This is a genomic window from Nonomuraea sp. B208 (assembly GCF_057536035.1).
In genome coordinates, this window is the sequence record NZ_BAAJOU010000019.1 from 152,002 (window position 1) to 174,658 (window position 22,657).

27 protein-coding genes are annotated in these 22,657 nt (G+C 73.5%); 6 read left to right on the forward strand and 21 right to left on the reverse strand.

All coding sequences use genetic code 11. The features are described from left to right. The first annotated feature begins 18 nt into the window (after positions 1-18). On the forward strand, positions 19-312 hold the full coding sequence (locus AC27IY_RS14570; protein ID WP_487178259.1) for a hypothetical protein: 294 nt from the start codon (positions 19-21) through the stop codon (positions 310-312). On the opposite strand, the gene AC27IY_RS14575 is transcribed toward AC27IY_RS14570, so the two are convergent. The 6 genes from AC27IY_RS14575 to AC27IY_RS14600 form a co-directional block, all read right to left on the reverse strand. Continuing rightward, complete coding sequence (locus AC27IY_RS14575) at positions 284-1,081, reverse strand: ABC transporter permease (RefSeq protein WP_487178260.1); 798 nt, start codon at positions 1,079-1,081, stop codon at positions 284-286. The genes AC27IY_RS14570 and AC27IY_RS14575 overlap by 29 nt on opposite strands. Then, complete coding sequence (locus AC27IY_RS14580; protein WP_487178261.1) at positions 1,078-1,971, reverse strand: ATP-binding cassette domain-containing protein; 894 nt, start codon at positions 1,969-1,971, stop codon at positions 1,078-1,080. The genes AC27IY_RS14575 and AC27IY_RS14580 overlap by 4 nt, the downstream gene beginning before the upstream one ends. Beyond that, on the reverse strand, positions 1,968-2,330 hold the full coding sequence (locus AC27IY_RS14585) for a hypothetical protein (RefSeq protein ID WP_487178262.1): 363 nt from the start codon (positions 2,328-2,330) through the stop codon (positions 1,968-1,970). The genes AC27IY_RS14580 and AC27IY_RS14585 overlap by 4 nt, the downstream gene beginning before the upstream one ends. 1 nt (position 2,331) lies before the next feature. Beyond that, a complete protein-coding gene (locus AC27IY_RS14590; RefSeq protein WP_344206137.1) occupies positions 2,332-2,877 on the reverse strand; it encodes a helix-turn-helix domain-containing protein in 546 nt (181 codons plus the stop codon). A 72-nt stretch (positions 2,878-2,949) separates the two neighbouring features. Further along, positions 2,950-3,408 (reverse strand): ATP-binding protein, encoded by a 459-nt coding sequence (locus AC27IY_RS14595; protein WP_487178263.1) that lies wholly within the window; start codon positions 3,406-3,408, stop codon positions 2,950-2,952. An 89-nt stretch (positions 3,409-3,497) separates the two neighbouring features. Beyond that, entirely contained in the window at positions 3,498-4,043 is a 546-nt protein-coding gene (locus tag AC27IY_RS14600; RefSeq protein WP_423471703.1) for a TetR/AcrR family transcriptional regulator, read from the reverse strand. A gap of 101 nt (positions 4,044-4,144) precedes the next feature. On the opposite strand from AC27IY_RS14600, the gene AC27IY_RS14605 reads away from it, so the two are divergent. Then, positions 4,145-5,074 carry a GNAT family N-acetyltransferase gene (locus tag AC27IY_RS14605; protein WP_487178264.1) on the forward strand — a complete coding sequence of 310 codons (930 nt, stop codon included), beginning with the start codon at positions 4,145-4,147 and terminating at the stop codon, positions 5,072-5,074. Here AC27IY_RS14605 and AC27IY_RS14610 read toward each other — a convergent pair. The 4 genes from AC27IY_RS14610 to AC27IY_RS14625 are packed head-to-tail and all read right to left on the reverse strand — an operon-like array spanning position 5,071 to position 9,748. After that, entirely contained in the window at positions 5,071-6,390 is a 1,320-nt protein-coding gene (locus tag AC27IY_RS14610) for an AAA family ATPase (RefSeq protein WP_487178265.1), read from the reverse strand. The genes AC27IY_RS14605 and AC27IY_RS14610 overlap by 4 nt on opposite strands. After that, positions 6,387-7,814 carry a hypothetical protein gene (locus AC27IY_RS14615; protein ID WP_344206146.1) on the reverse strand — a complete coding sequence of 476 codons (1,428 nt, stop codon included), beginning with the start codon at positions 7,812-7,814 and terminating at the stop codon, positions 6,387-6,389. The genes AC27IY_RS14610 and AC27IY_RS14615 overlap by 4 nt, the downstream gene beginning before the upstream one ends. Before the next feature lie 3 nt (positions 7,815-7,817). After that, positions 7,818-8,978, reverse strand: a complete 1,161-nt coding sequence (locus AC27IY_RS14620; RefSeq protein ID WP_344206147.1) for a hypothetical protein — start codon at positions 8,976-8,978, stop codon at positions 7,818-7,820. Further along, positions 8,975-9,748: a hypothetical protein gene (locus tag AC27IY_RS14625; RefSeq protein WP_344206148.1), complete on the reverse strand. Its 774-nt coding sequence runs from the start codon at positions 9,746-9,748 to the stop codon at positions 8,975-8,977. Before AC27IY_RS14625 ends, AC27IY_RS14620 begins: the two co-directional genes overlap by 4 nt. 138 nt (positions 9,749-9,886) lie before the next feature. Between AC27IY_RS14625 and AC27IY_RS14630 the strand changes: the two genes are divergently transcribed. Then, the gene (locus AC27IY_RS14630; protein ID WP_423471697.1) at positions 9,887-10,339 is read left to right on the forward strand and encodes a hypothetical protein; all 453 of its coding nucleotides are present in this window, start codon (positions 9,887-9,889) and stop codon (positions 10,337-10,339) included. Then, a complete protein-coding gene (locus AC27IY_RS14635; RefSeq protein ID WP_344206151.1) occupies positions 10,336-10,929 on the forward strand; it encodes a TetR/AcrR family transcriptional regulator in 594 nt (197 codons plus the stop codon). Before AC27IY_RS14630 ends, AC27IY_RS14635 begins: the two co-directional genes overlap by 4 nt. On the opposite strand, the gene AC27IY_RS14640 is transcribed toward AC27IY_RS14635, so the two are convergent. From AC27IY_RS14640 to AC27IY_RS14660, 5 genes are read right to left on the reverse strand one after another with little or no spacing between them, the layout of a single operon-like run. Then, positions 10,912-11,748, reverse strand: coding sequence for an ABC transporter permease (locus tag AC27IY_RS14640; protein ID WP_487178266.1), 837 nt, complete (start codon positions 11,746-11,748; stop codon positions 10,912-10,914). The two genes, AC27IY_RS14635 and AC27IY_RS14640, sit on opposite strands and share 18 nt — an antisense overlap. Further along, a complete protein-coding gene (locus AC27IY_RS14645; protein WP_344206154.1) occupies positions 11,745-12,464 on the reverse strand; it encodes an ABC transporter ATP-binding protein in 720 nt (239 codons plus the stop codon). The genes AC27IY_RS14640 and AC27IY_RS14645 overlap by 4 nt, the downstream gene beginning before the upstream one ends. A gap of 45 nt (positions 12,465-12,509) precedes the next feature. Continuing rightward, positions 12,510-13,478 carry a phosphotransferase family protein gene (locus tag AC27IY_RS14650; protein WP_487178267.1) on the reverse strand — a complete coding sequence of 323 codons (969 nt, stop codon included), beginning with the start codon at positions 13,476-13,478 and terminating at the stop codon, positions 12,510-12,512. Then, positions 13,475-14,665 (reverse strand): acyl-CoA dehydrogenase family protein, encoded by a 1,191-nt coding sequence (locus AC27IY_RS14655; RefSeq protein ID WP_487178268.1) that lies wholly within the window; start codon positions 14,663-14,665, stop codon positions 13,475-13,477. Before AC27IY_RS14655 ends, AC27IY_RS14650 begins: the two co-directional genes overlap by 4 nt. A 51-nt stretch (positions 14,666-14,716) precedes the next feature. Then, complete coding sequence (locus AC27IY_RS14660) at positions 14,717-15,499, reverse strand: CPBP family intramembrane glutamic endopeptidase (protein ID WP_364456147.1); 783 nt, start codon at positions 15,497-15,499, stop codon at positions 14,717-14,719. Positions 15,500-15,567: 68 nt separating this feature from the next. On the opposite strand from AC27IY_RS14660, the gene AC27IY_RS14665 reads away from it, so the two are divergent. Then, complete coding sequence (locus AC27IY_RS14665; RefSeq protein ID WP_487178269.1) at positions 15,568-15,927, forward strand: DUF6285 domain-containing protein; 360 nt, start codon at positions 15,568-15,570, stop codon at positions 15,925-15,927. Between the two features lie 2 nt (positions 15,928-15,929). Here the strand turns inward: AC27IY_RS14665 and mctP are convergent, their stop codons facing one another. From mctP to AC27IY_RS14685, 4 genes are all read right to left on the reverse strand, one after another. After that, entirely contained in the window at positions 15,930-17,540 is a 1,611-nt protein-coding gene (gene mctP, locus AC27IY_RS14670) for a monocarboxylate uptake permease MctP (RefSeq protein ID WP_487178270.1), read from the reverse strand. Continuing rightward, a complete protein-coding gene (locus AC27IY_RS14675; protein WP_344206163.1) occupies positions 17,537-17,746 on the reverse strand; it encodes a DUF3311 domain-containing protein in 210 nt (69 codons plus the stop codon). The genes mctP and AC27IY_RS14675 overlap by 4 nt, the downstream gene beginning before the upstream one ends. Positions 17,747-17,985: 239 nt before the next feature. Further along, positions 17,986-18,627: a carboxymuconolactone decarboxylase family protein gene (locus tag AC27IY_RS14680; RefSeq protein WP_487178271.1), complete on the reverse strand. Its 642-nt coding sequence runs from the start codon at positions 18,625-18,627 to the stop codon at positions 17,986-17,988. Continuing rightward, positions 18,627-19,190, reverse strand: a complete 564-nt coding sequence (locus AC27IY_RS14685) for a VOC family protein (protein WP_364456138.1) — start codon at positions 19,188-19,190, stop codon at positions 18,627-18,629. Before AC27IY_RS14685 ends, AC27IY_RS14680 begins: the two co-directional genes overlap by 1 nt. A 78-nt stretch (positions 19,191-19,268) precedes the next feature. Between AC27IY_RS14685 and AC27IY_RS14690 the strand changes: the two genes are divergently transcribed. After that, positions 19,269-20,159: an SDR family oxidoreductase gene (locus tag AC27IY_RS14690; protein WP_449954167.1), complete on the forward strand. Its 891-nt coding sequence runs from the start codon at positions 19,269-19,271 to the stop codon at positions 20,157-20,159. Here the strand turns inward: AC27IY_RS14690 and AC27IY_RS14695 are convergent. Both AC27IY_RS14695 and AC27IY_RS14700 read right to left on the reverse strand, forming a co-directional pair. Continuing rightward, positions 20,150-21,094: a helix-turn-helix transcriptional regulator gene (locus AC27IY_RS14695; RefSeq protein ID WP_487178272.1), complete on the reverse strand. Its 945-nt coding sequence runs from the start codon at positions 21,092-21,094 to the stop codon at positions 20,150-20,152. The genes AC27IY_RS14690 and AC27IY_RS14695 overlap by 10 nt on opposite strands. Then, a complete protein-coding gene (locus AC27IY_RS14700; RefSeq protein ID WP_487178273.1) occupies positions 21,076-22,653 on the reverse strand; it encodes a CocE/NonD family hydrolase in 1,578 nt (525 codons plus the stop codon). The genes AC27IY_RS14695 and AC27IY_RS14700 overlap by 19 nt, the downstream gene beginning before the upstream one ends. Positions 22,654-22,657: the final 4 nt, after the last annotated feature.

Genomic DNA, 22,657 nt, shown 5'->3' on the forward strand with positions numbered 1-22,657 from the left:
TCGGGAACTCTTCGCCAGATGTTGGACGTGCTCGGCGCCATCGGGTCCCTGCTGGTCGTGCTGCTGCTCATCGCCCTTGCGATCGCCGTCATCTCCGTGATCGCCCTGGTGGCGTTCATGGTCATGGCCGGCTCCATGCTCCCCCTGCCGCGGCTGTGGCGGCGGCTGACGGGGCGGGAGCGGCGGCTGACGGTGAAGCTGAGCGGCGAGAGCGTCCCCGAGCGGCGGCGCGGCGAGCTGAGCGGCCGCACCCCGCGCCTGCGCCGCCACTTCTCCCTGGAGGTCAGGCGACGTCGCGGCGCAGGGGTCTGAGCAGCGCGGCCGTGCTCGCCAGCGCCGTGTATCCGAGCAGCACCAGCGCTCCGGCCGGCGGGGACAGCAGGCGGACGGGCTCGCTGGACAGCTGCTGGGCCAGGGCGTCGGCCACGGCGGTGAAGTCGGTGAGCGCCGCCGTCGCGCCGCCGGGCAGCAGGGGATAGAGGTGGCGGACGCCCGGGATCGTGACGAGGATCAGCTCCGCCCCGTACAGGTAGCCGACCACCACGCAGAGCGCCGCGACCTGGTGGCGGATCAGCGCGCCCATGCCGACGCCGAGCACCGTGTAGGCGGCCATCGCGACCGCCAGGCGGGCCAGGAGCTCGGCGACGGTCCCCGCGTCCAGGCCCAGGGTGACGCCGCGCGCCGCGGCGGCGCCGAACAGCGCCACGGCGGCGGTGCCCGACAGGACGAGCCCGTAGACCACGCCGGCCAGCCCGTACGTCACGAGCTTTGCGGCCAGCACCCGCCAGCGGTCCGGGGCGTACAGGAACGTGACGGTGATCGTGCGGTGCCGGTACTCGGAGGTCAGGGCCAGGGTGCCGACGGCGGCAGGGACGAAGGCGGTGAAGCCGAGGAAGCCGAGCACGGCCCGTACCCCCGCCTCGGTGTGCAGCCCCGGCATCGGCGGGTCGAAGTTCTCCGGCCCGACGAGGGCCAGCAGCCCGACCATGCCGCCGCCGAGCAGGGCGGCCACGAGCAGGGTGCCCAGCCACAGCCGGGTCGCGAGCAGCCTGCGGAGCTCCGCGTGGATCAGGGGTCTCATGCGTCCGTCCGTTCGCCGGTCAGGTCCAGGAAGAGCTCTTCCAGGCTGGGCGGGCAGGCGGCCAGGCCGTGGACGGGCAGCTCGTGCGCCGCGGCCAGGCCGGCGATCTCGGCGGGCTCCAGCCCGTGCACCCGCAGGTCGCAGGGCCCGTCGCGGTCGATCCCTCGGGCGGCGGGCGCGAGGACGCGGGCGAGCCGGTCCGCGTCCGGGCTGCTCACCCGTACGACGTGCCCCGCGCCGGCGAGCTCGCTCAGCGCCCCGGCGGCCAGCAGCCGGCCCCGCCGGATGACCACCACGTCGTCGGCGACCTGCTGGACCTCGCCCAGCGCGTGGCTGGAGACCAGGACGGCGCGGCCCTCCCCGGCCAATTCGCGCAGGAACGCGCGCAGCCAGGCCGTGCCCTCGGGGTCCAGGCCGTTGCCCGGCTCGTCCAGCAGCAGGACGCCGGGGTCGCCCAGCAGGGCGGTGGCCAGGCTGAGCCGCTGCCGCATGCCGGTCGAGTAGGCGCCCGTCGCGCGGTCGCCCGCCGCCGCCAGGCCGAGCAGGCCGAGCAGGTCATCCACCCGGCGGGACGGGTGCCCGCCCATCGCCGCGTAGATCCTGAGATGGTCCCTGGCCGAGTGGCGCGGATGGAAGGCGGCGGCGTCGAAGGCCGCCCCCACGACGCTCGTCGGGCGCGGCAGGTCGCGGTAGCGCCGCCCGCCGATCGTCACGCCGCCGGAGGTGGGTGCGACGTGGCCGACCATCATGCGCATGGTCGTGGTCTTGCCGGCGCCGTTGGGGCCGAGGAAGGCGGTGACCGCTCCCGGCCTGACGGTGAAGCTGAGGTCGTCGACGGCGGTGAGCGCGCCGTACCTCTTGGTCAGGCTCCGGACCTCGACGCCGCTCATGCGGCCGTCGCCCGGATGGTCTCGGCGAGCCGGTCGGCGCCGGGGACCGAGACCACGACCTCGTCGAACTCGCCGCCCGAACCCGCGCGGTCCAGCAGCAGCCGCAGCCCGGGCAGGTGGCGGTTGACCGCCACCAGCTGACGGGGGCCGCCGTACAGGCCCCAGACGCCGATCTTGGTGTGGCCCGACACCGCCAGCCCGCTGCGCGCGCCACGCGGGACGCGCAGCGGCTGCCCGGTGGCGACCGCCTCCCGCACGGACGCCAGGGGGATGACGTGCCGGGCGCGGCCGGCGAAGAACCGCTCCCAGGGGCCGAACTCCACGATGATCGAGCCGCCGTCGATGATGACCGTCGCCATGTCAACCTTCTTCCGTCAGGGGGAGCAACATCGTGGCCAGCAGCCGGGGTGTGCGTCCCGGCGCCGGCTGGTTGGCGAGCAGGGGCTGGACGAGGCCGGCGAAACCCTGCGCGAAACGTACGAACTCCTCGTCGTCCAGGTGCAGCACCAGCTGCTGGTAGCCGACGCCGTCGGCCACGAGGTCGATGTGCTCCCTGGCGAGGTAGCGCGAGAACTCCGACAGCAGGCTGGCCACGAACGCGGTGAAGTACCGCGCGTGCTCCTCGGGGGAGGCCGAGGCCAGCGCCTCGGGGGAGGGGGTGACGCCGCCTTCCGGCACCGCGTACACCCGCTCCGTCGCGCCGCCGACCTTGCGCTCCTCCACCACCTGCAGCAGGCCGGCCTGCGCCAGCGTGGCGATGTGCCGGTACAGCGTCGCCTGCGGCACGTCGGGCAGCAGGCCCGCCAGGTCGGACGACGTGCGGCGGGCGCCGGCCGCGGCGCGCAGGATGCGGATGCGCACGGGGTGCAGCGCCAGCTGCGCCCAGCGCTCTGGGGATGTCCTCACACCCCACACGTTATCACTATCGATAATGAGAATGAACGAGCACGCCGAAGGCGCTGAAGCCAGGGGAGGGCGTCAGCGCGAGGCGGGGGAGGAGCGGTGGTCCGCTGACATCAGGTGGGGCCCGGCGGCCCCGGGTTGGTACCGGAGGCGCTTCTCCAGGCACACCATCGCGCCGTTCTCCCGCTTGTTGGTGAAGCGGATGTCGTCGGCGAGCGCCCGCATGATCATCAGCCCGCGTCCGTGCTCGGCCCCCGGCTTCGGCTCCTGCAGCGTGTCGGGGTCGAAGCCGTGCCCGGTGTCGACGACCCGGATGAAGCACCGGTCGTCGTGGACGGTGGCGCTGACGGTGTACTCGTCGCTCGGCTCGGCGTGCCGGATCACGTTGGAGCAGGCCTCGGTGAGCATGAGCTCGATGTCGTCGCGGATCCCGCTCTCCACGCCGAGCGAGCGCAGAGTGCCGTCCAGCATCTGCCTGATCAGCGGGACGCTCGCGGCATCCCTGGGCAGCCGGAGCGCTATCGAGGCCTCCACGACTTCTCCTTCCTTGCGGAACGCGTGGCGACCTTCTGCCCGAGATCGCGGAGCCCAATCGTCGGCGGCGGAACCGGGCCTCCCCGGGATCACATGTCCGCGAGCCGCCGCGCCACCTCCATGGACGCCTCGGCGATCTCGTCCTCGGTCAGGCCGTCCTGCGCCGTCATCCACTTGCCGGCGTGCAGCGCGAACAGCGCCAGCGACCGGCTGATCCGCTCCACCGGCGTCGCGCCCGGCTCGCTCAGCTCGGCCGTGAGCGCCAGCATCGCCTCGCGCATCTTGATGAGCTTCGGATGCTCGCGCAGCGCCGTCTGGTTGCGCTCCAGGAACCGGGTGACCTCCAGGTGGCTGGGCCGGGTCAGGTTCGCGGCGTAGCGCTCCAGCAGCTCGCGGCGCGTCGCGGACGTCTTCGGGCGCTCCCGCGCCCACTCCACCAGCTCCTCGATCTCGGCCACGCGCAGGTCGACCAGGCTCGCCACGATGTCGTCCTTGGTCTTGAAGTGGTAGTAGAGCGCGGCCTTGGTGACGCCCAGCTCCTCGGCGATCTCCCGCAGCGAGGTCGCCTCGTACCCCTGCTCGGTGAAGAGCCGCAGCGCGACCTCCTGAATACGGGTCCGTGTGTCTGCCCGCACTGTGCACCATTTTCTGACTTGACGGCCGGTAAGGAGATGTCCAGTTTATTCGGCGAAAAAAGGAGAGGTGCCAGCTGGGGGTTTTGACGACAATTGTCCCCATGCACACTTTCCGACGACCGCGCCCGGACGACGCGGCCGCCCTGTACGACCTCGTCGCGGCGTACGAGACCGCCGTGCTCGGCGGCCCCGACATGACCCTCCAGGACGTCGAGGACGAGCTCGCCGAGCCCGAATTCGACCTCGACCGCGACGGCTGGGTCGCCGAGGAGCCCGGCGGCCGGCTGCTCGCCTACGCCTGGGCCTGCGCCAACGGCGACAGCGACCTGGTCGACCTGGACGTCATCGTCCGTCCCGGAGCCGAGGAGCTGACCGAGCCGCTCTGGGAGAAGGTCCTCGGCCGCGCCCGCGAGCTGACCGCCGAGCGCGGCCACGACGGCGCCACCCTCCACCTCGGCATCTACCGCGCCGACCAGGGCAAGCAGGTCATCGCCAAGGAGCACGGCTTCGAGCCGGGCACCGGCTTCCACCGCATGCGGATCGACTTCGACGGCCCCGTCGAGCCGCCCGCCCCGCCCGCCGGGCTGACGCTGCACTCCGGGGAGAGCGAGGAGGTGCGGCGCGAGGCGCACCGCGTCCACCAGGAGGGTTTCGCCGATCACTTCGGGTTCGTCCCCGTCACCTACGAGCAGTGGTACGAACGCCGCCAGGCCCACAGCTCCACCGACTGGAGCCAGCTCGCCCTGGCCAGGATCGACGGCCGCCCGGCCGCGGTGGTGATCGGCACCGACCAGTTCCTGCCCGACCAGGGCTGCGGCTACGTCGCCACACTCGCCGTGCTGCCCGAGTTCCGCGGTCAGGGTCTCGGCCGCTTCATGCTCCGGCACGCCTTCGCCGCCGACGCCGCCCGCGGAAGGAAGGGCACGATCCTGCACGTGGACAGCAACAACACCACCCCGGCGCTCGGCCTGTACGAGTCGGCCGGCATGCGCCCGGTGATGGGCATCGACGTCTGGCGCCGCAGGCTCTAGCCGTACATCTGGCCCTGGCCCGCCCGGACCCGGTGCCGCGACAGGTGCTCCAGCACCGCCTGGTTGGCCTCCCACCCGTCGGGGAACTTCACCGGCACGCCGAGCTGCACCGGCTCGGCCGACGGGTGGGCGTCCAGCAGCTCGGCGATCCCGGCCCTGGCGACCACCACGCAGGCGTGCCGGTGCCGGGAGGCGAGCACGCACAGCCGCCCCGACTCCAGGTGGAAGGCCGTCGCGTCGCGCCGCCCCGACAGCGGGTGCAGCACGATCGTCACGTCGTACTCGCGGCCCTGGAGCCGGTTGGCGGTGTCCACGGTGATCTCCGGCGGCAGGCCGGCCGCGCGGATCGCCGCCACCTGGTCGCGGTGCGCGGCCCCGACCGCGATCCGGTCGGCGGTGACCGGCCGCTCGCCCTGCTCCGAGCCCGCCACCGCGCCGCGCTGCAGCAGCCGCGCCGCCAGCAGCGCCACCGCCCGCACCGCCTCGCCGTCGGTGCGCACGGTGTGCCGTTCCGGCAGCTCCAGCAGCGCCCATCCGGAGCGGGCCGCCTCCTCCAGCGCCCGGTCGTGCGGGGTGCCGAGGCCGCCGGTGACCAGCTCCATGCGCCGCTCGCCCGGCCCGGTGCCGGAGCGGAACCCGGTGAACGGGTAGAACGCCCGCGACACCACCGGCGCGGCCGTCGCCGGCAGCCGCCACGACACCGGCAGCCGGTGCACCGGCAGGTCCGGGTTGTGCCGCAGCAGCACCGACACCGCGCTCTGCAGCGGGTCCCACGACAGCCCCGACCAGCGGTCACCGTCGACGATCGAGAACGGGTCGAGCTGCCCGGGATCGCCCACGAACAATGCCCGCTCGAACAGCCCCGCGATGCGCAGCAGCTTGTCCGAGCGCATCTGGTAGGCCTCGTCCACGATCGCCCACGGCCACTTCCTGTCGCCGATCCACGCCCACTTGTCGGCCGTGGCGATGACGATGTCCGGATCGCCGAGATCCTGCACCCGCGTGCCGACCCGGACCCCGGCCAGCTCCAGCAGGCGCGGCGGTGGCGCGTACGCGCCGGCCGACAGCCGCCCGACCGTCAGGTGCGGGTGCTTGTCGCAGATGCGCACCACCAGGTCGTCGACCTGCTCGTTGGTCTGGGCGACGATCATCAGCGGCTCGCCGGTGGCCGCGAGGTGCGCCGCCGCGCGCACCACCAGCGTGGACTTGCCCGCGCCCGGCGGCGAGTCCACGACCACGCCCCGATGCCGGGGCAGGTCGGCCAGCACGTCCGCGATGACCTGCTCCGGGCTGCGCTCCGGCGGGCTGGCGGTCACGACCACTCCTCCTGGGCGTCCTCGTCGTCGGGCACGTACTGCTGGGGCGGCCCGCCGTGCGTCCACGGCGTGGCCTCGGCGTCGGGCAGGCCGGGCGAGCCCTGGAAGTCGCCGGTGAGCGAGGTGTAGCAGACCCGCTCGCCGACGTCGGGCACCGAACCCGGAGCGGCCGTCTTCCCCCGCCCCATGCCCTTGGTGATCTTGATGGTGACCAGGCCCTCGTGCGCCTCGACCAGCTCCGCGCCCTGGGCGCGGCGCTCCGGGGTGCCGAGCGCCGTGCCGACCGGCAGCAGCACCGGGTCGTCGGTCTTGACCACGACCAGCGGGCGCAGCTTGCGCGAGCGGCCCTCGCCCTCGGCGTTGTCGGGGACGGTCTCCACCACCTCGCCGGCGAACGCCTCGCCGGTCAGCCGGTACTCGGCCATCACCAGCGGGTCGTCGTAGGCGCGCTGCACCTCGTAGGCGGCCTGGGCGCGCTCCATGCGCGCGAGCCGGGCCGCGGCGGCCACCGCGCCGTCCCTGCGCGGCTGCGGCGGGCCGCCCTCCGCGACGCTCTCGGCCATGGCGCTGAACGAGGCCCGGTCCTGCTCCCACCGCTGCGCCACGCTCGCCCCAGGCTCCAGCCCGGCCAGCAGGTCGAGCGCCCGCCACATCAGCCGCCAGGTCGGCGCGAGCTGGGTGCGCAGCGCCTCCGTGACCCGCTCGGCCGACCCGCTCTCGATGGCGGGGGCCAGCACCTCCGCGTCGAACCCCGGGTCCGTCGCCGGACCGGCGGGCGGCCACACCAGCGGGTCCTCGGCCTCCTCGCGCGGCCCCTCGGTGATCCACGCGACCAGGGAGGCGAGGTTGCCGTCCTCCAGCCCGCTCTGCCCGCTCGCCCAGTGCCGGCCCAGCTCCTCCGTCGCGGCCAGCATGAGCGACGACCCCGGGTACGCGGCCCGTTCGGCGAAGTACGTCAGCCACCGCCCGAGCAGCGGCACCGACTCCGGCACCGGGTAGGGGCCGTCGGCGCGGCGGAAACGGGTGGAGCGGCCGAGCAGCCGGGTGAAGGCCACGCCGCCGGTGTTGGGCACGACGAGCTGCGGCGCGTCCAGCGCCCGCTCGTACGGGTCGCCGCCCCGCCGCTCGACCGTCTCGGTGTCAGCTGTGAAGCTCTCCACGTACGGCAGCAGCACCCCGGCCAGCTCGGCCGCCCACGCGAAGCGCAGGTCGCGGTTGCGCGGCTGGGGCACCACGAGCAGGCGCGGCCGGTCGCGGTCGTCGCCGAGCATCGCGGCGAGCGGCGCGGCGGCCTCGCCGGACAGCCGCAGCGGCACGAACACCATCGGCCGCGCCGACAGGTGGCAGTGCCGCACGGTCGCGACCGGCTGGGCGATGCCCTCGTCCAGGGCCCGCAGCCGGGCCAGCGAGGTCAGCAGGCTCACTTGTCACACACTCCCGAGGCACTCCCTGCGCAGGCGTTCGGCGTTGCGCAGCAGCCGGGCGATCTCCTCCTGGCCCTCGGCCGGGTCGCGGGTGCCGTCGGCCAGGCCCAGGGCCTCGGCCACGGACGCCACCCCGCCGAGCTCGTCGCGCACCTGACGGCCGAGCAGGTCGGAGGCGCCCTCCTGGCGGGCCTCGTCCCGGCAGAAGAAGCACAGGTCGCAGGTGGACAGGCACTCCGGCGCGTAGCGGGCGGTGGTCCTGCGCACCGCGTCGGCCAGCTCGGCGACCGGCCGGGTGGGGCGGCCGTCCTCGCCGGGACGCAGGTCGAAGGTGAGGTCCTCGGGCAGGCCGGCCATCAGCCGGTCGAGGGTCGTCATGCGGGCGAGCTGGCGGCGCAGCACGGCGAGCTGGCGGCGTACGTCCACCAGGGTGGCGACCGGGCGGTTGGCGAAGTTCTCGGGGCAGACCAGCACCACGTCGTGGGAGACCCGCAGCGGGTCGTGGCCCAGCTCCTCCAGCAGGGTGCGCAGCGCCAGGACGTACACCGCGGCCTGCCGGGCCGCTGCGGCCGCCGCCGACGGCTCGGCCTGCCCGTCGATCACCGCGAACGACTTGATCTCCACGATGTGGAAGCGGCCGCCGAGCTGGAAGGCCACCACGTCGGGCTCCAGGTAGGCGGTGTGCCCGGCGATGGTGAGGGCGAGCAGCGGGTGGTCGTAGAGCGTGCCGGCGTCGTCCTCGCCGCGCGCCGCCCGGTCGATCAGCGAGCGGGTGTGGGCGTGACGCAGGTGGGCGCCGGTCCTGGCGTCGGCTTTCTCGCCGACGTTCTCGACGTCGTGGTAGGCGACCTCGGCGACCGGCAGGCGCAGCAGCTCGCGCAGCATCCGCAGCAGCTCCGCGCAGCCGTCGGCCTTGACCAGCGCCTCGAAGGCGTTGCCGCGGGTGATCGCGAACGGCGACTGCCCGAACGGCGCGGGGAAGCCGAGATGGCGGGCGGCGGCGTCCTTGTCGAGGCCGGCGCCGTCCATGAGGGCGCGGCGGGCGCAGCCGGGGTTGGCGGCGAGCGCCGCGATGGCGCGGGCGTCATGGGGGCGCGGCGGCGTGGTGCCGCGCAGCGCGTCGAGCCGGTGCGCGGGGTCGCCCTCGCGCTTCAAGCCGCTCACGTGGCGTACTCCTTCTTGATCGTGCTCAGCGTAGCGGCGCCGAACAGTCGGGCGACGTCATCAAGCTGCCGCGCGGCGCGTCGCGCCAGCTCCGCGCGGTCGCGCGTGTCGCGCGGGGCGTGCACGGCCAGCTCGGCGCGGGCCGCCGCGATCACCCGGTCCGGGTCGGGCGGGCCGAGCGAGCCGTCGGTGGCGCCGGGGATGTTCCTGGCCATGCGCAGGAGTAACCGGGCCGCCCGCGGATCGGCCTGCTCACGCCCCGCCACGGCGATCGCGCAGGTCAGGAAGTCGACGCGGGGGCTGAGTGGCCCGACCACGCGCCGCTCCAGCGGCCAGGTGCTCAGCGTGAGCAGGCCGCGGGCGGGGGAGAGGCGGTCGGTCAGCGCGGCGCACAGATAGTACGGCCGCCCGAACGGCGCCGACCGGAACGACCGCTCCTCGTCCCTGCGCAGGCTGGTGAGCTGGGCGCTGCGGATCGTGCCGCCGAGGAACGCCTCGCTGACCGCCACCACCAGGCGCGGCTGCGCGGTCGCGCCCAGCAGCCGCAGCCCCTGGTGGACCTGCTCGCGCACGGTGACCAGCGGGACCGCCCGCGCCGCGGGCTCCTCGGGCTGCTCGCCGCCCACCAGGGCGTCCCAGGCCCGCTCGGCGGCGCGCAGCTCGGCCCGCAGGCCGCGGGCGGCGCCGCCGTCCCGTGCGCGCATGGCCCTGCGCACGCCGGCCCGCAGCTCGTCGATCCGCCGTTCGAGCTCGTCCAGCCGGTCACTCATGAGCGCGAGCGTACCAACAGTCCCAGCATTTTCCAGTAAATTGGCGGCGTTTCCGAAATCTACTTCGTAAAGGGGACCGGCTCCCGTCTTTCGATCAACGCCGAGTAAAGGACGGGTCAGCAGGGGACACTGGTCCCTGTGAGTCGTGGGTTGCGTCATCTGCTGGGCGCCGTCGCCGGGCTGGCGGCCCTCGCCCCCGTCTACTACCTCACCGAGGCGGGCGCGCGGGAGCTGCGCGCGGGCACGGTGGCGGCCGGGCCGTCGCCCGCCGGCCTCGGCTGCCTCCTCGCGGTGGCGGCGATCGTCGCGATGCTCGCCGCCTGGCCGCCGGCGGCCCTCGCCTGCGGACTGCCGCTGGCGGCGGCCGGCACGCTGTTCGCGCTCGACGCCACCGGCGCCATCGCCGCCGCGGCCACCCTCCCGTACGCCGGCGGCCTGCCCTGGGCCCGCCCCGGCGCCGCCCCCTGGACGGAGGCGGCCGAGCCGCCCGGCACCCTCGCCGGCATCACCGGCCTCTACGCGCTCATCGGCGTCGTCCTCGTCCTCTCGGCGCTGCTCCCGCGCGGCCGGCGATCTATCCTGGGCCCGTGAGCGGACGCGACCCCGACCGGCGCAGGGCGCTGCTCGACGCCGCCGACCGCGCCATCGCGGCCGAGGGCCCCGACGTGTCGATGGCCGCCATCGCCGCCGCCGCGGGCGTCACCAAGCCCATCCTCTACCGCCACTTCGGCGACCGCAGCGGCCTGTACGAGGCGCTCGCCGACCGGCACGTGCGCACCGTGATCGCGCAGCTCCGGCCGCGTTTCGCCGAGGCCGGCGCCGATCTGCGGGCCCGCGCCAGGGCCACCATCACGGCCTACCTCGACCTCGTCTCCGCCAACCTCAACCTCTACCGCTTCCTGTTCCAGCGCGCCGGGGCCGAGGACGTCCGCACCCGCTCCCGCGTCACCTCCCTCGTCCGCAGCCTCGGCGAGGAGCTGGGCGGCGTGCTCGCCGCCGAGGGGGTGGTGCCCGACCCGGTGCGGGCGCAGGTGCTCGGCCACGCCTTCGTCGGCATGGTGCAGACCACCGGCGACTGGTGGCTGGACCAGCCCGGCCTCGACCGCGACCAGGTGGTGGAGAGCCTGGTGGACGTCATCACGGCCGCCGTCACCGACCCGCGCTCATTCGCCGAAGCGTGACAGCTTCCCGTGCCGCCGGGCGTACGTGAGCGCCCACGCGAACAACCCCACCGTGGCCGCCAGGTAGACCACGTCGAGCCCGGCCGCCCAGGCCAGCCGGTCCCAGGGCACCGGGCCGCCGGCCATGACCGTGCGCATGCCCTCGAACACGTGCGAGGCGGGCAGGAACTCCGACACCGCCTGGAGCGGCGCGGGCAGCACGGACACCGGGTAGAAGATCCCGGCCAGCGGCTGCACCATGAACACGATGGACCAGGCGATGACCTGCGCGTTCTCGCCGAAGCGGAGCACCGCCGCGATGCCGACCAGCCCGAGCGACCAGCCGAGCACGAGCAGCACCCCCATGAACGGCACCAGCCCCACGCCGATGGCGGTCACGCCGAAGCCGTACAGGCCGAGGGCGAGCGCCGCCATCACGGCCAGCGCGAAGATCACCTTGCCCAGCGAGAACAGCACGAGCCCGGTCAGATACTCGGCGCTGGACAGCGGGCTGACCTGCACGTTCAGCAGGTTGCGTGACCAGATGTCCTCCAGGAAGGCGATCGAGATCTCGTTGCTCGCCTTCTGCAGCACCTGCCACAGCAGCACCGCCCCCAGCAGGAACGACACCGCGAACGGCACCCGCTGCGCCTGCAGGAACAGCGTCATGAACCCCCACAGCACCAGCTCCACGCTGGGCCAGAAGAAGATCTCGAAGACCCGGACCGGGCTGCGCCGCAGCGCCGCGAAGTCGCGCCGGACCACGCCCATGACCCGGGTGCGCCGGGCGGCGAGGCCGAGCGGCGGCAGCGTCAGCGCGGAAGCCTGTGACATGCTCATCCTCTCGCCACCTTCAGGAACACCTCTTCCAGGTCCTCGGCCCCGTAGTGGCCGGCCAGCTCGGCCGCGCTTCCCGCGGCCACGATCACCCCGCCGGACAGGAAGTGCACCCGGTCGCACATGCGCTCCACCTCGCGCATGTTGTGCGAGGTGATGAGCATGGCGCTGCCGTTCTCGGCGGCCACCCGGGTCAGCAGGCCGCGTACGCGGTCACCGGCGTCGGGGTCGAGGTTGGCCGTCGGCTCGTCCAGCACCAGCAGCCGGGGCGCGTTCAGCAGCGCCTTGGCGAGCTGCACGCGGGTGCGCTGCCCGGACGACAGCGCCATGACCTTCCGCTTGACGAACGGGCCCAGCTCGAACATCTCGACCAGCTCGGCGACCCGCTCGCGCGGGCGGCGCAGGGCGTAGAGGCGGGCGAAGGCGTCCAGCACCTCGCCCACCCGCAGCGCCCCGGGCAGGTCCACGTAGCTGGCGGCGAAGTTGAGCCGGCTGAGCGCCTCGGTGCGGTGGCGGGCCAGCTCCATGCCGAACAGCTCCACGCTGCCCGCGTCGGGGGTGATGAGGCCCAGCAGCATGTGGAGGGTCGTCGACTTGCCGGCGCCGTTGGGGCCGAGCAGCCCCACGATCTCGCCTTCGCCGACGGTGAGGCTCACGTCGCGGACGGCCGTGACCGGCCCGAACCGCTTGACCAGATGGGACGCCCGCAGGATGGCCACCGCTCAAGGGTGCGGCCCCCGACCACACGGCGGCAACGGATTTTCTCAGCCGGGCTCGCGCAGCATCCGCAGCAGGTCCCACTCGGTCTCGCACACCCGCCGCCCGATCGCCGCCAGCTCCACCGACCTGGCGCCGCCGCGCAGGTGCCGCATGGTCTGCATGACGCAGATGACACCCCACTTGAGCACGCCGAACGTCTCCCACCAGCGCAGCGCGTCGCGGTCCACCTTCGCGCCGCCCGCCTCCTCGTAGGCGGCGATCAGCTCGTCGTAGCCGCCGAACCCGCCGACCGGCAGCGGCGAGCCGAACCGCCACGCCTTCACGCACAGCCACCCCAGGTCCTCCAGGGGGTCACCGGCGTGGGCCAGCTCCCAGTCCAGCACGGCCCGCACGCCCTCCGGCCCGACGATGAGGTTGCCGTTGCGGAAGTCGCCGTGCACCACCGCGGGCGGCCCGGCGGGCGGACGGGACGCGGCCAGCCGCCGCAACGCCAGCTCGAACACCGGGTGCGGCTCACCCAGCAGGTCCAGCACGTCCCGCCAGCGCGCCAGCGGGTCCTCCCCGGCGGCCGGGTCGGGCGGCAGGCTGGACAGCGGCATCCGGTGCACCGCGGCCAGCGCCCGTCCGCATTGGGCGGCCAGCAGCGGCCGGGCGGCGGCGTAGGCGTCGTCGCGCAGGATCCGGCGCGGGATCGTCTCCCCGTCCACCCGTTCCATCAGCACGTACGGCGCCCCGCCCGCCGACCCTGCAGCGACGATCCGCGGCACCGGCACGCCGGAGGCGGCCGCCGCCCGCATGAGCCGCGCCTCCGCCTCCAGCGTGGTCCCGGCCTCCCCGGCCCCGCCGGGCGAGTCGAGCCGCAGCACCAGCTCGTGCCGCTCACCGCCGGGCGCGGCGACGTCCAGGGCCCACGTCTCCCGTGACGCGCCGCCGGGGAGCCGTACCCGGTGGGGGAGGGCGGCCTGCGGGCCGAACACCTCCGCCACCACGGCGGCGACGGTGTCGGCGCTCATCGGAGACCGAACTCCCAGTTGCCGCCGGCCGCGTACGAGCCGAGGATGCGCCGCCCGACCGAGTCGATGTGCACCTCGTCGGGCCCGTCGTAGATGCGCCCGGCCCGCGCGTGCCGGTACATCCGGTCGAGCGGTGTGTCGCCCGTCAGCCCCGCCGCCCCGTGCACCTGGATGGCCCGGTCGATGACGTTGTGCAGCATCCGCGCGCCGACGACCTTGATCGCGCCGATCTCCACGCGGGCGTCGGAGCCGGCGTCGATCGCCTCGGCGGCGTTGAGCGTGAGCAGCCGGGCCGACTGGATCTCGGCGTAGGAGTCGAACACGTGCTGGCGCATGAGCTGCTTCTTCGCCAGCGGCTCGCCGAACGCGGTGCGCTCGTGCAGCCGCCGGCACATCAGGTCGAAGGCCCGCTGCGCCTGCCCGAGCCAGCGCATGCAGTGGAAGATGCGCCCGGGACCGAGGCGCTTCTGCGCGATGACGAACCCGCGGCCCCGCTCGCCCAGCAGGTTGGAGGCGGGCACCCGGACGTTGTCGTAGCGCACCTCGCAGTGCGCGCCGTCCAGCCCGAGCACGGGCGTGTCGCGCACGATCGTGTACCCGGGCGTGTCGGTCGGCACCAGGATCATGGAGAAGGCCAGGTGCGCCGGCGCGTCGGGCTCGGTGCGGCACATCACGGTCGTGTACGCCGCCCGCGAGGCCCCGGTGGTGAACCACTTGTGCCCGTTGATCACCCACTCGTCCCCGTCGAGCACGGCGCTCGTGCGGATCTGGGTGGGGTCGGAGCTGGAGACGCCCGGCTCGGTCATGGCGAAGCTGGGCGAGATGTCGCCGCGCACCAGCGGCTCCAGGTAGCGCTCGCGCTGCTCGGGCGAGGCGTGCTCGTCCAGCATGAGCGAGTCCTGGAGGGTGTACGTGCCGAGCGCGAGCTGCCCGAACTCGCTGCGCCCCTGGACCTCGTTGACGTAGACGTAGTCGAGGAACGGCAGCCCGCCGCCGCCCAGCTCACGCGGGTGGCCGAGCGCCCACAGGCCCTCCTTCTTGGCCGCGGCCCGCAGGTCGGCCAGGGCCTCCTCGGCGGCGGGCCCGCCCTCGTGCAGCACCGGCTCTGCGGGCTCGACCCGCTCGGTCATGAACGCATGGACGGCGTCGCGGACGGGCCGGACGCTCGCGGGCACGGCGAAGCTCATGCCTGGATCTCAGCCGAATATCGTTGCCCAGTCAACGGTAGGGGCAACGGTCTAGGGCAGCCAGCTCACCTTGCCGCGCAGGAAGGCGTACCCGACGAAGGCCACCGCGTCGATGAGCGTGTGCGCCACGATCAGCGGCATCGTCCGCCCCCACCGCTGGTAGGCCCGGCCGAACACGATGCCCATCACCACGTTCCCGACGAACCCGCCGAACCCCTGATACAGGTGGTACGACCCCCGCAGCAGCGACGACACCACGACCGCCCGCCACGGCGACCAGCCGGCCTGCCCCAGCCGGTGCAGCAGGTAGCCGGCGACCAGCACCTCCTCCAGCACGCCGTTCTGCGCGGCGGCGAGCAGCAGCACCGGCACCTGCCACCACACCTCGGGCAGCGCGCCGGGCACGACGGTGAGGTTGACCCCGATGGCCTGCACCACCAGGTAGAACGCCAGCCCGCTGCCGCCGATCAGGGCCGCGAGCAGCGCGCCGCGCAGCAGGTCGCGGCGCGGCTCGCGCAGGTCCGCGCCGATCGTGCGCAATGACTCGCCGGAACGCACCAGCAGGTACGCCACCAGCCCGACCGGCGCCACCGCGATGGCGATCTGGGCGAGCTGCAGCGACAGGTCCAGCCACGGCCGCCCGGGGGCCATCGAGCCGACGAGCACGGCCTGCTGGCTCTTCAGCTCCTTCGGCGCGGTGAGCGCCCCGATCAGCCGGATGAGCGCGATCAGCCCGCTCGCGCCGAGCGAGACCGACATCACGACGAAGATCTCGGCCCCGATGAGCCGGGGCGCGAGTGCCGGGAGGGCCGCGGGCGGCGACTGAGTGCTCATGAGCGCAGATTAGCCGTATCCCTCATCGGACCCGGATAAAGGGACCAGCCGTGTGCTAGAAGGAAGCCATGACGCGAACCGGCTCGTCCGCGGGTCCCCACGACGTCCCCACGGCGGCGCAGCTCGTGGCCGCGGTGCGCGACTTCCTCGAGAGCGACGTGCTGCCGGCGGTGGAGGGGCGCACGCGCTTCCACACCCGGGTCGCGATCAACGTGCTCGGCATGGTGGAGCGGGAGATCGAGCTGGGCCCGGCCCAGGCGGAGGAGCACGCCGCCCGCCTGGCCGCGCTCGGCGTGGCCGACGACGCCGAGCTGGCCGCCGCCGTCCGCGACGACCGCCTGCCCGACGACCACGCGCTGGTGACCGCGCTGGAGCAGGCGGTGCGGGCGAAGCTGGAGGTCGCCAACCCCGCCCACCTCCGTAGCTGACGTCAGTGCGAGCCGCTGAGGTCGAGGTCCTTGACCCGCGGGTCGCCCTCGTCCACGAAGTAGTGCTCGCGCCGGGTGGCGTCCGGCCCGTCGGCCACCTTGAACGCCCGGAAGGCCAGCGTGCCGAGCACCGCCACCACCAGGTTCACGATCAGCGCCAGGAACCCGGCGTACACCGTCATCGTGGTGTCGAAGCCCAGGTTGGCCAGCCCGAACGCCGACCCGCCGAAGTGCGCCTTGCCGTTGGCCGGGTTGGGGATGAGGTAGAGCATCCACATGCCGGCCGCCAGGCCGAGCGCCCAGCCCGCGAGCAGGCCGCCCCGGTGGAACCAGCGGGTGTAGAGGCCGAGCGCCACCGACGGCAGCGTCTGCAGGATGATCACGCCGCCGATGAGCTGCAGGTCGATCGAGAACTGCGGGTCGAGCAGCAGGATGCACAGCACCGCGCCCACCTTGACCACCAGCGAGACGATCTTGGAGACCTTGGCCTCCTGGGCGTCGGTGGCGTCCTTGTTGAGGTACTCCCGGTAGATGTTGCGGGTGAACAGGTTGGCCGCCGCGATCGACATGATGGCGGCGGGCACGAGCGCGCCGATGCCGATGGCCGCGTACGCCACGCCGGCGAACCAGTCGGGGAAGACCTGGTCGAACAGCCGCGGCACGATCGTGTTGGCGTCCGGCCGGCCGTTGGCGCCCACGACCGGCTTGGTGCCGGCCGCGATGGCCATGTAGCCGAGCAGCGCGATCAGGCCGAGCACGAGGCTGTAGGCGGGCAGGGCGGACATGTTCCGCTTGATGACGTTGCGGTTCTTCGACGCCAGCACGCCGGTCAGGCTGTGCGGGTAGAGGAACAGCGCCAGCGCCGAGCCGAAGGCCAGCGTCACGTACTGGAGCTGGTTGGTGGCGTTCAGCGTGATGCCGTCGCCGGGCGCGGGGGTGGCGGCGAACTTCTGCGCGGCCGCGTCGAAGATCGAGCCCCAGCCGCCCAGCTGCGTCGGGATGTAGAGGACCGCGACCAGGATCACGATGTAGATGAGCGCGTCCTTGACGAACGCGATCAGCGCGGGCGCGCGCAGCCCCGACTGGTAGGTGTAGGCCGCGAGGATCGCGAAGGCGATGACGATCGGCAGGTGGCCGGTGATGCCCATCGACTTCAGCACGGCCTCGATGCCGACGAGCTGCAGCGCGATGTACGGCATCGTCGCGACCAGCCCGGTGATCGCGACCGCGAGGGCCAGCGTCGGCGAGCCGAACCTGGCCCGGACGAAGTCGGCCGGCGTGACGAAGCCGTGCACGTGCGAGACCGACCACATCCGGGTCAGCACCAGGAACACCAGCGGGTAGACCACCACGGTGTACGGCAGCGCGTAGAAGCCCAGCGCGCCCGCCCCGAACACCAGCGCGGGCACCGCCACGAAGGTGTAGGCCGTGTAGAGGTCGCCGCCGACCAGGAACCAGGTGATCCAGGAGCCGAAGCTGCGCCCGCCGAGGCCCCACTCGTGCAGGCTGTCGATGCTCTCCGGCCGCCGCCAGCGGGCCGCGACGAAGCCCATGACGGTCACGAGCAGGAACAGGACGACGAAGACGACCAGCTCGGTCGTGTGCCCGCTCACTTGGTCATCCTGTAGACGATCGTCGTGCAGGTGACGCCGACGGCGATGAAGGCGATCTGCAGCCAGTAGAACAGCGGGAAGCCGAGCAGGCGGGGCTCGTCGGCGTTGAACAGGAACGTGAGCAGCGGCAGCACGATCGGCAGGACCAGCAGCCAGTTCCAGGGGCTGCGGTCGGTGCGTTGCTGTCCGGGTTCACCGGTAGTCATCGACCCTCCGATGGCGAAGGCCAGGGACCGGGGGGTGACCGGTCCTGACACGTGGCGTCAACGGAGGGACACTAACTTTGCGGTGGTATTAAACCCAGTGCCGTTAATATTACGGTTCGGCCTAAATGGCGAGCCATCGTCTCACCATGCGGGACGCCCGCGCACGTCGTCGCAGTTCCCGGCTTCGCATCTTGGTTACTCGCGGGTAGTTCGCCGCCTGATGGTCGGTGAGCGGTCGGTTACTCGCGCCGAACGGTCAAGTCGCCGGTCAGGTTGTCGGCGATGTCCCGCGAGCCGTAGCCTTCGGGCGCCGGCACCTCCGTCACCGGGTCCGGCCGGTCGTCGAACTCCAGCCGCAGCGCCCGCGCCATCGTGGCGTGCATCTCGTACAGGCAGGTGATGTACGTCAGCTCCAGGATCTGCTCGTCCGGCAGGTGCCGCTGGAGCACGGCGAACACCTCGTCCGGCACCCGGCCGCCGTCCAGCACCAGCGCGTCGGCGTAGGCCAGCACGGCCCGCTCCAGCTCCCCGAAGCAGTCGCTCACCTGCCAGGCGGGGATCGCGCGCACCTTCTCCTCGGGCACGCCGAGCGCCCGGAGCTGCTTGCAGTGCTGGGAGTAGACGAACTGGCTCTGCCGCGCCCAGCCGGCCCGGGTCTGGCCCAGCTCGCGCAGCACCGGGTCCAGCGTGGACTCGCGGTAGACCTGGAAGCCCTTCACGCAGTGCCGGAAGATCTTCGGGTCCAGCGCGAAGACCTCCCACCAGTCGCCCGGCGAGCCCGTCGCCGTGCCCTCCCTGTCAGAGGAGAACAGCCGGTCGTGGAAGTGCGTCACGAGCGGGTCGGTCATCTCCGCGCGCGGCACGCGGCGCAGGCGCGGCATCAGCCGGCCCCGCCGGGGACGGTCCGGTCGGCGGCCGTCCTCGGCTCGTGACGCACGTCGCCCGGCTGCCCGACCTGCCGGGTCCAGGCGGCGAACTCGACGAGGACGCCGTCGGGGTCCTTGAAGTAGATCGAGCGTACGAACACGCCGTCGTGCATCTCCGGGGCCACGCCGAACTCGCTGTCGTCGTGGTTCAGCAGCACGCCCACGTCGATGCCCTTGGCGACGAGCCGGTCGCGGTACTCCTCGATCTTCTCCGGCGGCACGTCGAAGGCGATGTGGTTCATGGAGCCGACGGCCGAGACCAGCTCGCCCCGGTCGGGCAGGTTGCGCGGCGCCGAGACCCCCGGCACGCCGTCGGGAGCGTCGGGGAACCAGAAGAAGGCGAGGGCGTTGCCGCCGCCGCAGTCGAAGAAGAAGTGCTGGCCCCAGCCCATCGGCAGCTCGATGGTCTTGATCAGCGGCATGCCCAGCACGCCGGAGTAGAAGTCGACGGTCTGCTTCATGTCCGAGCAGACCAGCGCGATGTGGTTGACCCCGCGAAGCTCGAATTCGGTGTTCATAGTAATTCCGTGCTTATCACAGGGCCCTGTCGTAAAACATGACATGAGATGTCCTCTTTCGGCGGCACGATCGGCGTCATGATCGCTGTGGTAGCGGGAGCCACCCGCGGAACGGGACGAGGAATCGCGGTCGCGCTCGGGGAGATCGGCGCGACCGTCTACTGCACGGGTCGCAGCACCCGCGCGGCACGCTCGGAGATGGACCGGCCGGAGACCGTCGAGGAGACCGCCGAGCTGGTCACGGCGGCCGGCGGAACCGGCATCGCGGTGCCCGCCGACCACCTGGACCCGGGGCGGGTGGCCGCGCTGGCCGAGCGCGTCGGGCGCGAGCAGGGGCGGCTCGACGTGCTGGTCAACGACATCTGGGGCGGCGACCACCTGTGGAAGTGGGACACCCCCGTGTGGGAGCACGACCTGGACGACGGGCTGCGGCTGCTGCGGCTGGCCGTCGAGACCCATCTCGTCACCGCCAGGTACCTGCTGCCGCTGCTCGTCAGGCACGAGGGCGGGCTGGCCGTCGAGGTCACCGACGGCACCTGGGAGTTCAACCAGACCCGCTACCGGGGCAACGTCTACTACGACCTGGCCAAGGTGGCGGTGAACCGGCTGGCGTACGCCTGGTCGCACGAGCTGCGCCCGCACGGCGGCACCGGGGTGGCCATCACGCCGGGCTTCCTGCGCTCGGAGGCCATGCTCGACAACTTCGGCGTCACGGAGGAGAACTGGCGGGAGGCCAAGGCCGACCCGGCCTGGATGGTGTCGGAGACGCCCGCCTACGCGGGCCGCGCCGTCGCCGCGCTCGCCGCCGACCCGGACCGGGGCCGCTGGTCGGGCCGCTCGGTGACCAGCGGCGAGCTGGCCGACGCGTACGGCTTCACCGACGTGGACGGCAGCCGCCCCCAGGTGTGGCGCTACATCACCGAGGTCCTGGAGCAGGGGAAGGAGGCGGACCCGGCGGGCTACCGCTGATAGAGCGCGGCGGTGCGGGCGGCGGCGTCGGCGACCATCGCCCGCAGCTCCGGCGGCTCCAGCACCTCCGCCTCCGGCCCGAACCGCAGCACCTGCGAGAAGGCCACCTCGATCGACTCCACCGCCAGCCGCACGGTGCCGTCGGGAGCGAGCGAGGCGAGCGCGCCGGCCAGCGCGGCCGGATCGGCGACGTGCCGGAGCATCCGCCGGCCCCGCTCGCTGAGCCGCAGCGTGATCTCCTCGCGCAGCAGCGAGCGGCTGAACTCGGCGGACTGCTCCGCCCAGAACGCGGCCAGGTCGAAGCCGGGCTCGCGGTCGAAGGTCTCGGGCAGCACCGTCACCTCGCCGAACCGGTGCACGCGGAAGATGAGGAAGCGGCTGCCGAGCCGCGCCGCGAGATACCAGGTCCCGGCCTTCAGCACGAGCCCGTACGGCTCCAGCACGCGGACGCGGTCCTTGTAGCTGGCCCGCACCCGCCGGTCGTTCCACACCGCCCGCGCCAGCGTGGCGAGGGCGGCCGGCGGCGGCTCGTCCCCGGCGAACCAGCCGGGCGCGTCCAGGTGGAAGCGCTGCGCGGCGGTCGCGGGGGCGTCGCGCAGCCCGGGGGAGAGCGCCGCGGCGGCCTTCAGCCGGGCGGTGGCCGCGACGTCCTGCAGCCCCATCTCGCGCAGCGCGGCCGGCACCCCCGACAGGAACAGCGCCTCGGCCTCGGCCCGGTCGAGCCCGGTCAGCCGGGTGCGGTAGCCGTCCAGCAGCCGGTAGCCGCCGCCCCGTCCGCGGTCGGCGTAGACCGGCACGCCCGCCCCGGCGAGCGCGAGCACGTCGCGGTGCACGGTCCGCTCCGAGACCTCCAGCTCCTTCGCCAGCTCCGCCGCCGTCATCCCGCCCCGGCCCTGCAGCAGCAGGACCAGCGACATCAGCCGCGCGGCGCGCACAGCGGCAGCACCACGGCGGAGGGCAGCTCGGGGGAGTGGAAGACCTCGACGTCGGCGGGCACCATCGGCCCGCCCGCGGCCAGCGGGTCGCCGGTGCCCGGGTTGCGGGCGATCGTCGGGTAGGCCCCGGCCGCCACGTGCACCCTTACCCGGTGGCCGCGCCGGAACCGGTGCGCGATCGGCCACAGATCGACCTCGGCCCGCCGGACGCCTTCCGGCCCCGGCCCGAGGCGGCGCACACCCTCGCACACGTTCAGCGAGCGCCCGTCCGGCGCCACGTCGCACACCCGTACCACGACGTCAACGTACGGGGTGCTGGAGCGGACGAACAACTCGGCGCGTACCGGGCCGATCGTCTCCATGTCCGCGCGCAGCGCGGGCGAGCTGTAGACCAGCACGTCGCGGCGCTGCTCCAGCCTGCGCTGGTCGCGCGGACGGGAGTCGCCGAGCAGCACGGGACCGCCGATGACCGGCGTCGGATGGGCCGGGTCGTAGCGGAAACGGTCGGGCCCGGACTCCTGCGGGCCGTCCTCGCCGAGTCCGAAGCCGTGCTGCAGGTGCCAGCGCCGCTCGCGCACGCCCGGCACCGGCCAGTCGGGGTAGTCGCGCCACTCCTCCGCGCCCGTCACGTAGAGGCGCACCGGCTGGGGCCGCAGCAGCGAGGGATCGCCCAGCAGGTGCGCGCGGAACCACGCCGACGCCTCGGTCAGGGTGGGGCGGGCGTGCCGGGCGTCGATGTGCCACCAGGGACCGATCGTCAGGTACGGGCGGCGGCCCGCCCGGCGCAGCGCCGCGTAGTCCTGGAGCTGCCAGGGCAGGAAGACGTCGTACCAGCCGCCCAGCATGGTGACGGCGGCGTCCACCTCGCCCACCTTGGGGGAGAAGTCGCGCTTGTCCCAGTAGGGGACGGCCGGATCGGCGTGATGGGTCAGCAGGTCCTGGAAGAACGGCAGCGGATGGCCCGCCGACAGCAGGTCCAGCTCGGCCACCGGCCGCCCCGACAGCACCGCGCGGCGGGTCGAGCGCGGCGCGGTCAGCACGGCGGCCCCGCCGAGGCGGCGCGACATGCCGTCGGTGAGCGTGGTCCAGCTCAGCGCCGACTCCAGCGCGAACGCCCCGCCCACGTAGGCGGCGTCGCGGAACTGGGAGGCGGTGATCTGCGTCGCCAGCGCCTTCAGCTCCGGCCCGGCGTAGGGGGCGACGGCCCACTGCGTGTAGCCGAGGTAGGAGGGGCCGAACATCGCGAACGAGCCGCCGTACCAGGGCTGCTCGCGCAGCCAGGCGATGGTGGCCAGGCCGTCCTCGTGCTCGTCGCCGAGGGGGTCCAGGGTGCCGCCCGAGCCGAAGCCGCCCCGGCAGCTCTGGATGACGACATGGAAGCCCTGGCGGGCGAACCCACGGCCGTACATGAACCCGAACAGGCCGCGCCGCCCGTACGGCGAGCGCACGAGGACGACGGGCGCCCGCCCGGCCCCGGCCGGGGCGTAGTGGTCGGCCAGCAGCCGCACGCCGTCGGGCATCGGGACCGGGAGGTCGCGCTGGAGCCGGACGCGTCTCATGTAC

Coding starts and splice junctions, on each gene's coding strand:
- AC27IY_RS14675 (WP_344206163.1), bottom strand. CDS start 17,746: ATGACTACCGGTGAACCCGGACAGCAACGCACCGACCGCAGCCCCTGG.
- AC27IY_RS14655 (WP_487178268.1), bottom strand. CDS start 14,665: ATGAGCTTCGCCGTGCCCGCGAGCGTCCGGCCCGTCCGCGACGCCGTC.
- AC27IY_RS14650 (WP_487178267.1), bottom strand. CDS start 13,478: ATGAGCGCCGACACCGTCGCCGCCGTGGTGGCGGAGGTGTTCGGCCCG.
- AC27IY_RS14575 (WP_487178260.1), bottom strand. CDS start 1,081: ATGAGACCCCTGATCCACGCGGAGCTCCGCAGGCTGCTCGCGACCCGG.
- AC27IY_RS14690 (WP_449954167.1), top strand. CDS start 19,269: ATGATCGCTGTGGTAGCGGGAGCCACCCGCGGAACGGGACGAGGAATC.
- AC27IY_RS14685 (WP_364456138.1), bottom strand. CDS start 19,190: ATGAACACCGAATTCGAGCTTCGCGGGGTCAACCACATCGCGCTGGTC.
- AC27IY_RS14580 (WP_487178261.1), bottom strand. CDS start 1,971: ATGAGCGGCGTCGAGGTCCGGAGCCTGACCAAGAGGTACGGCGCGCTC.
- AC27IY_RS14665 (WP_487178269.1), top strand. CDS start 15,568: ATGACGCGAACCGGCTCGTCCGCGGGTCCCCACGACGTCCCCACGGCG.
- AC27IY_RS14585 (WP_487178262.1), bottom strand. CDS start 2,330: ATGGCGACGGTCATCATCGACGGCGGCTCGATCATCGTGGAGTTCGGC.
- AC27IY_RS14660 (WP_364456147.1), bottom strand. CDS start 15,499: ATGAGCACTCAGTCGCCGCCCGCGGCCCTCCCGGCACTCGCGCCCCGG.
- AC27IY_RS14625 (WP_344206148.1), bottom strand. CDS start 9,748: ATGAGTGACCGGCTGGACGAGCTCGAACGGCGGATCGACGAGCTGCGG.
- AC27IY_RS14680 (WP_487178271.1), bottom strand. CDS start 18,627: ATGCCGCGCCTGCGCCGCGTGCCGCGCGCGGAGATGACCGACCCGCTC.
- AC27IY_RS14640 (WP_487178266.1), bottom strand. CDS start 11,748: ATGAGCATGTCACAGGCTTCCGCGCTGACGCTGCCGCCGCTCGGCCTC.
- AC27IY_RS14570 (WP_487178259.1), top strand. CDS start 19: ATGTTGGACGTGCTCGGCGCCATCGGGTCCCTGCTGGTCGTGCTGCTG.
- AC27IY_RS14605 (WP_487178264.1), top strand. CDS start 4,145: ATGCACACTTTCCGACGACCGCGCCCGGACGACGCGGCCGCCCTGTAC.
- AC27IY_RS14700 (WP_487178273.1), bottom strand. CDS start 22,653: ATGAGACGCGTCCGGCTCCAGCGCGACCTCCCGGTCCCGATGCCCGAC.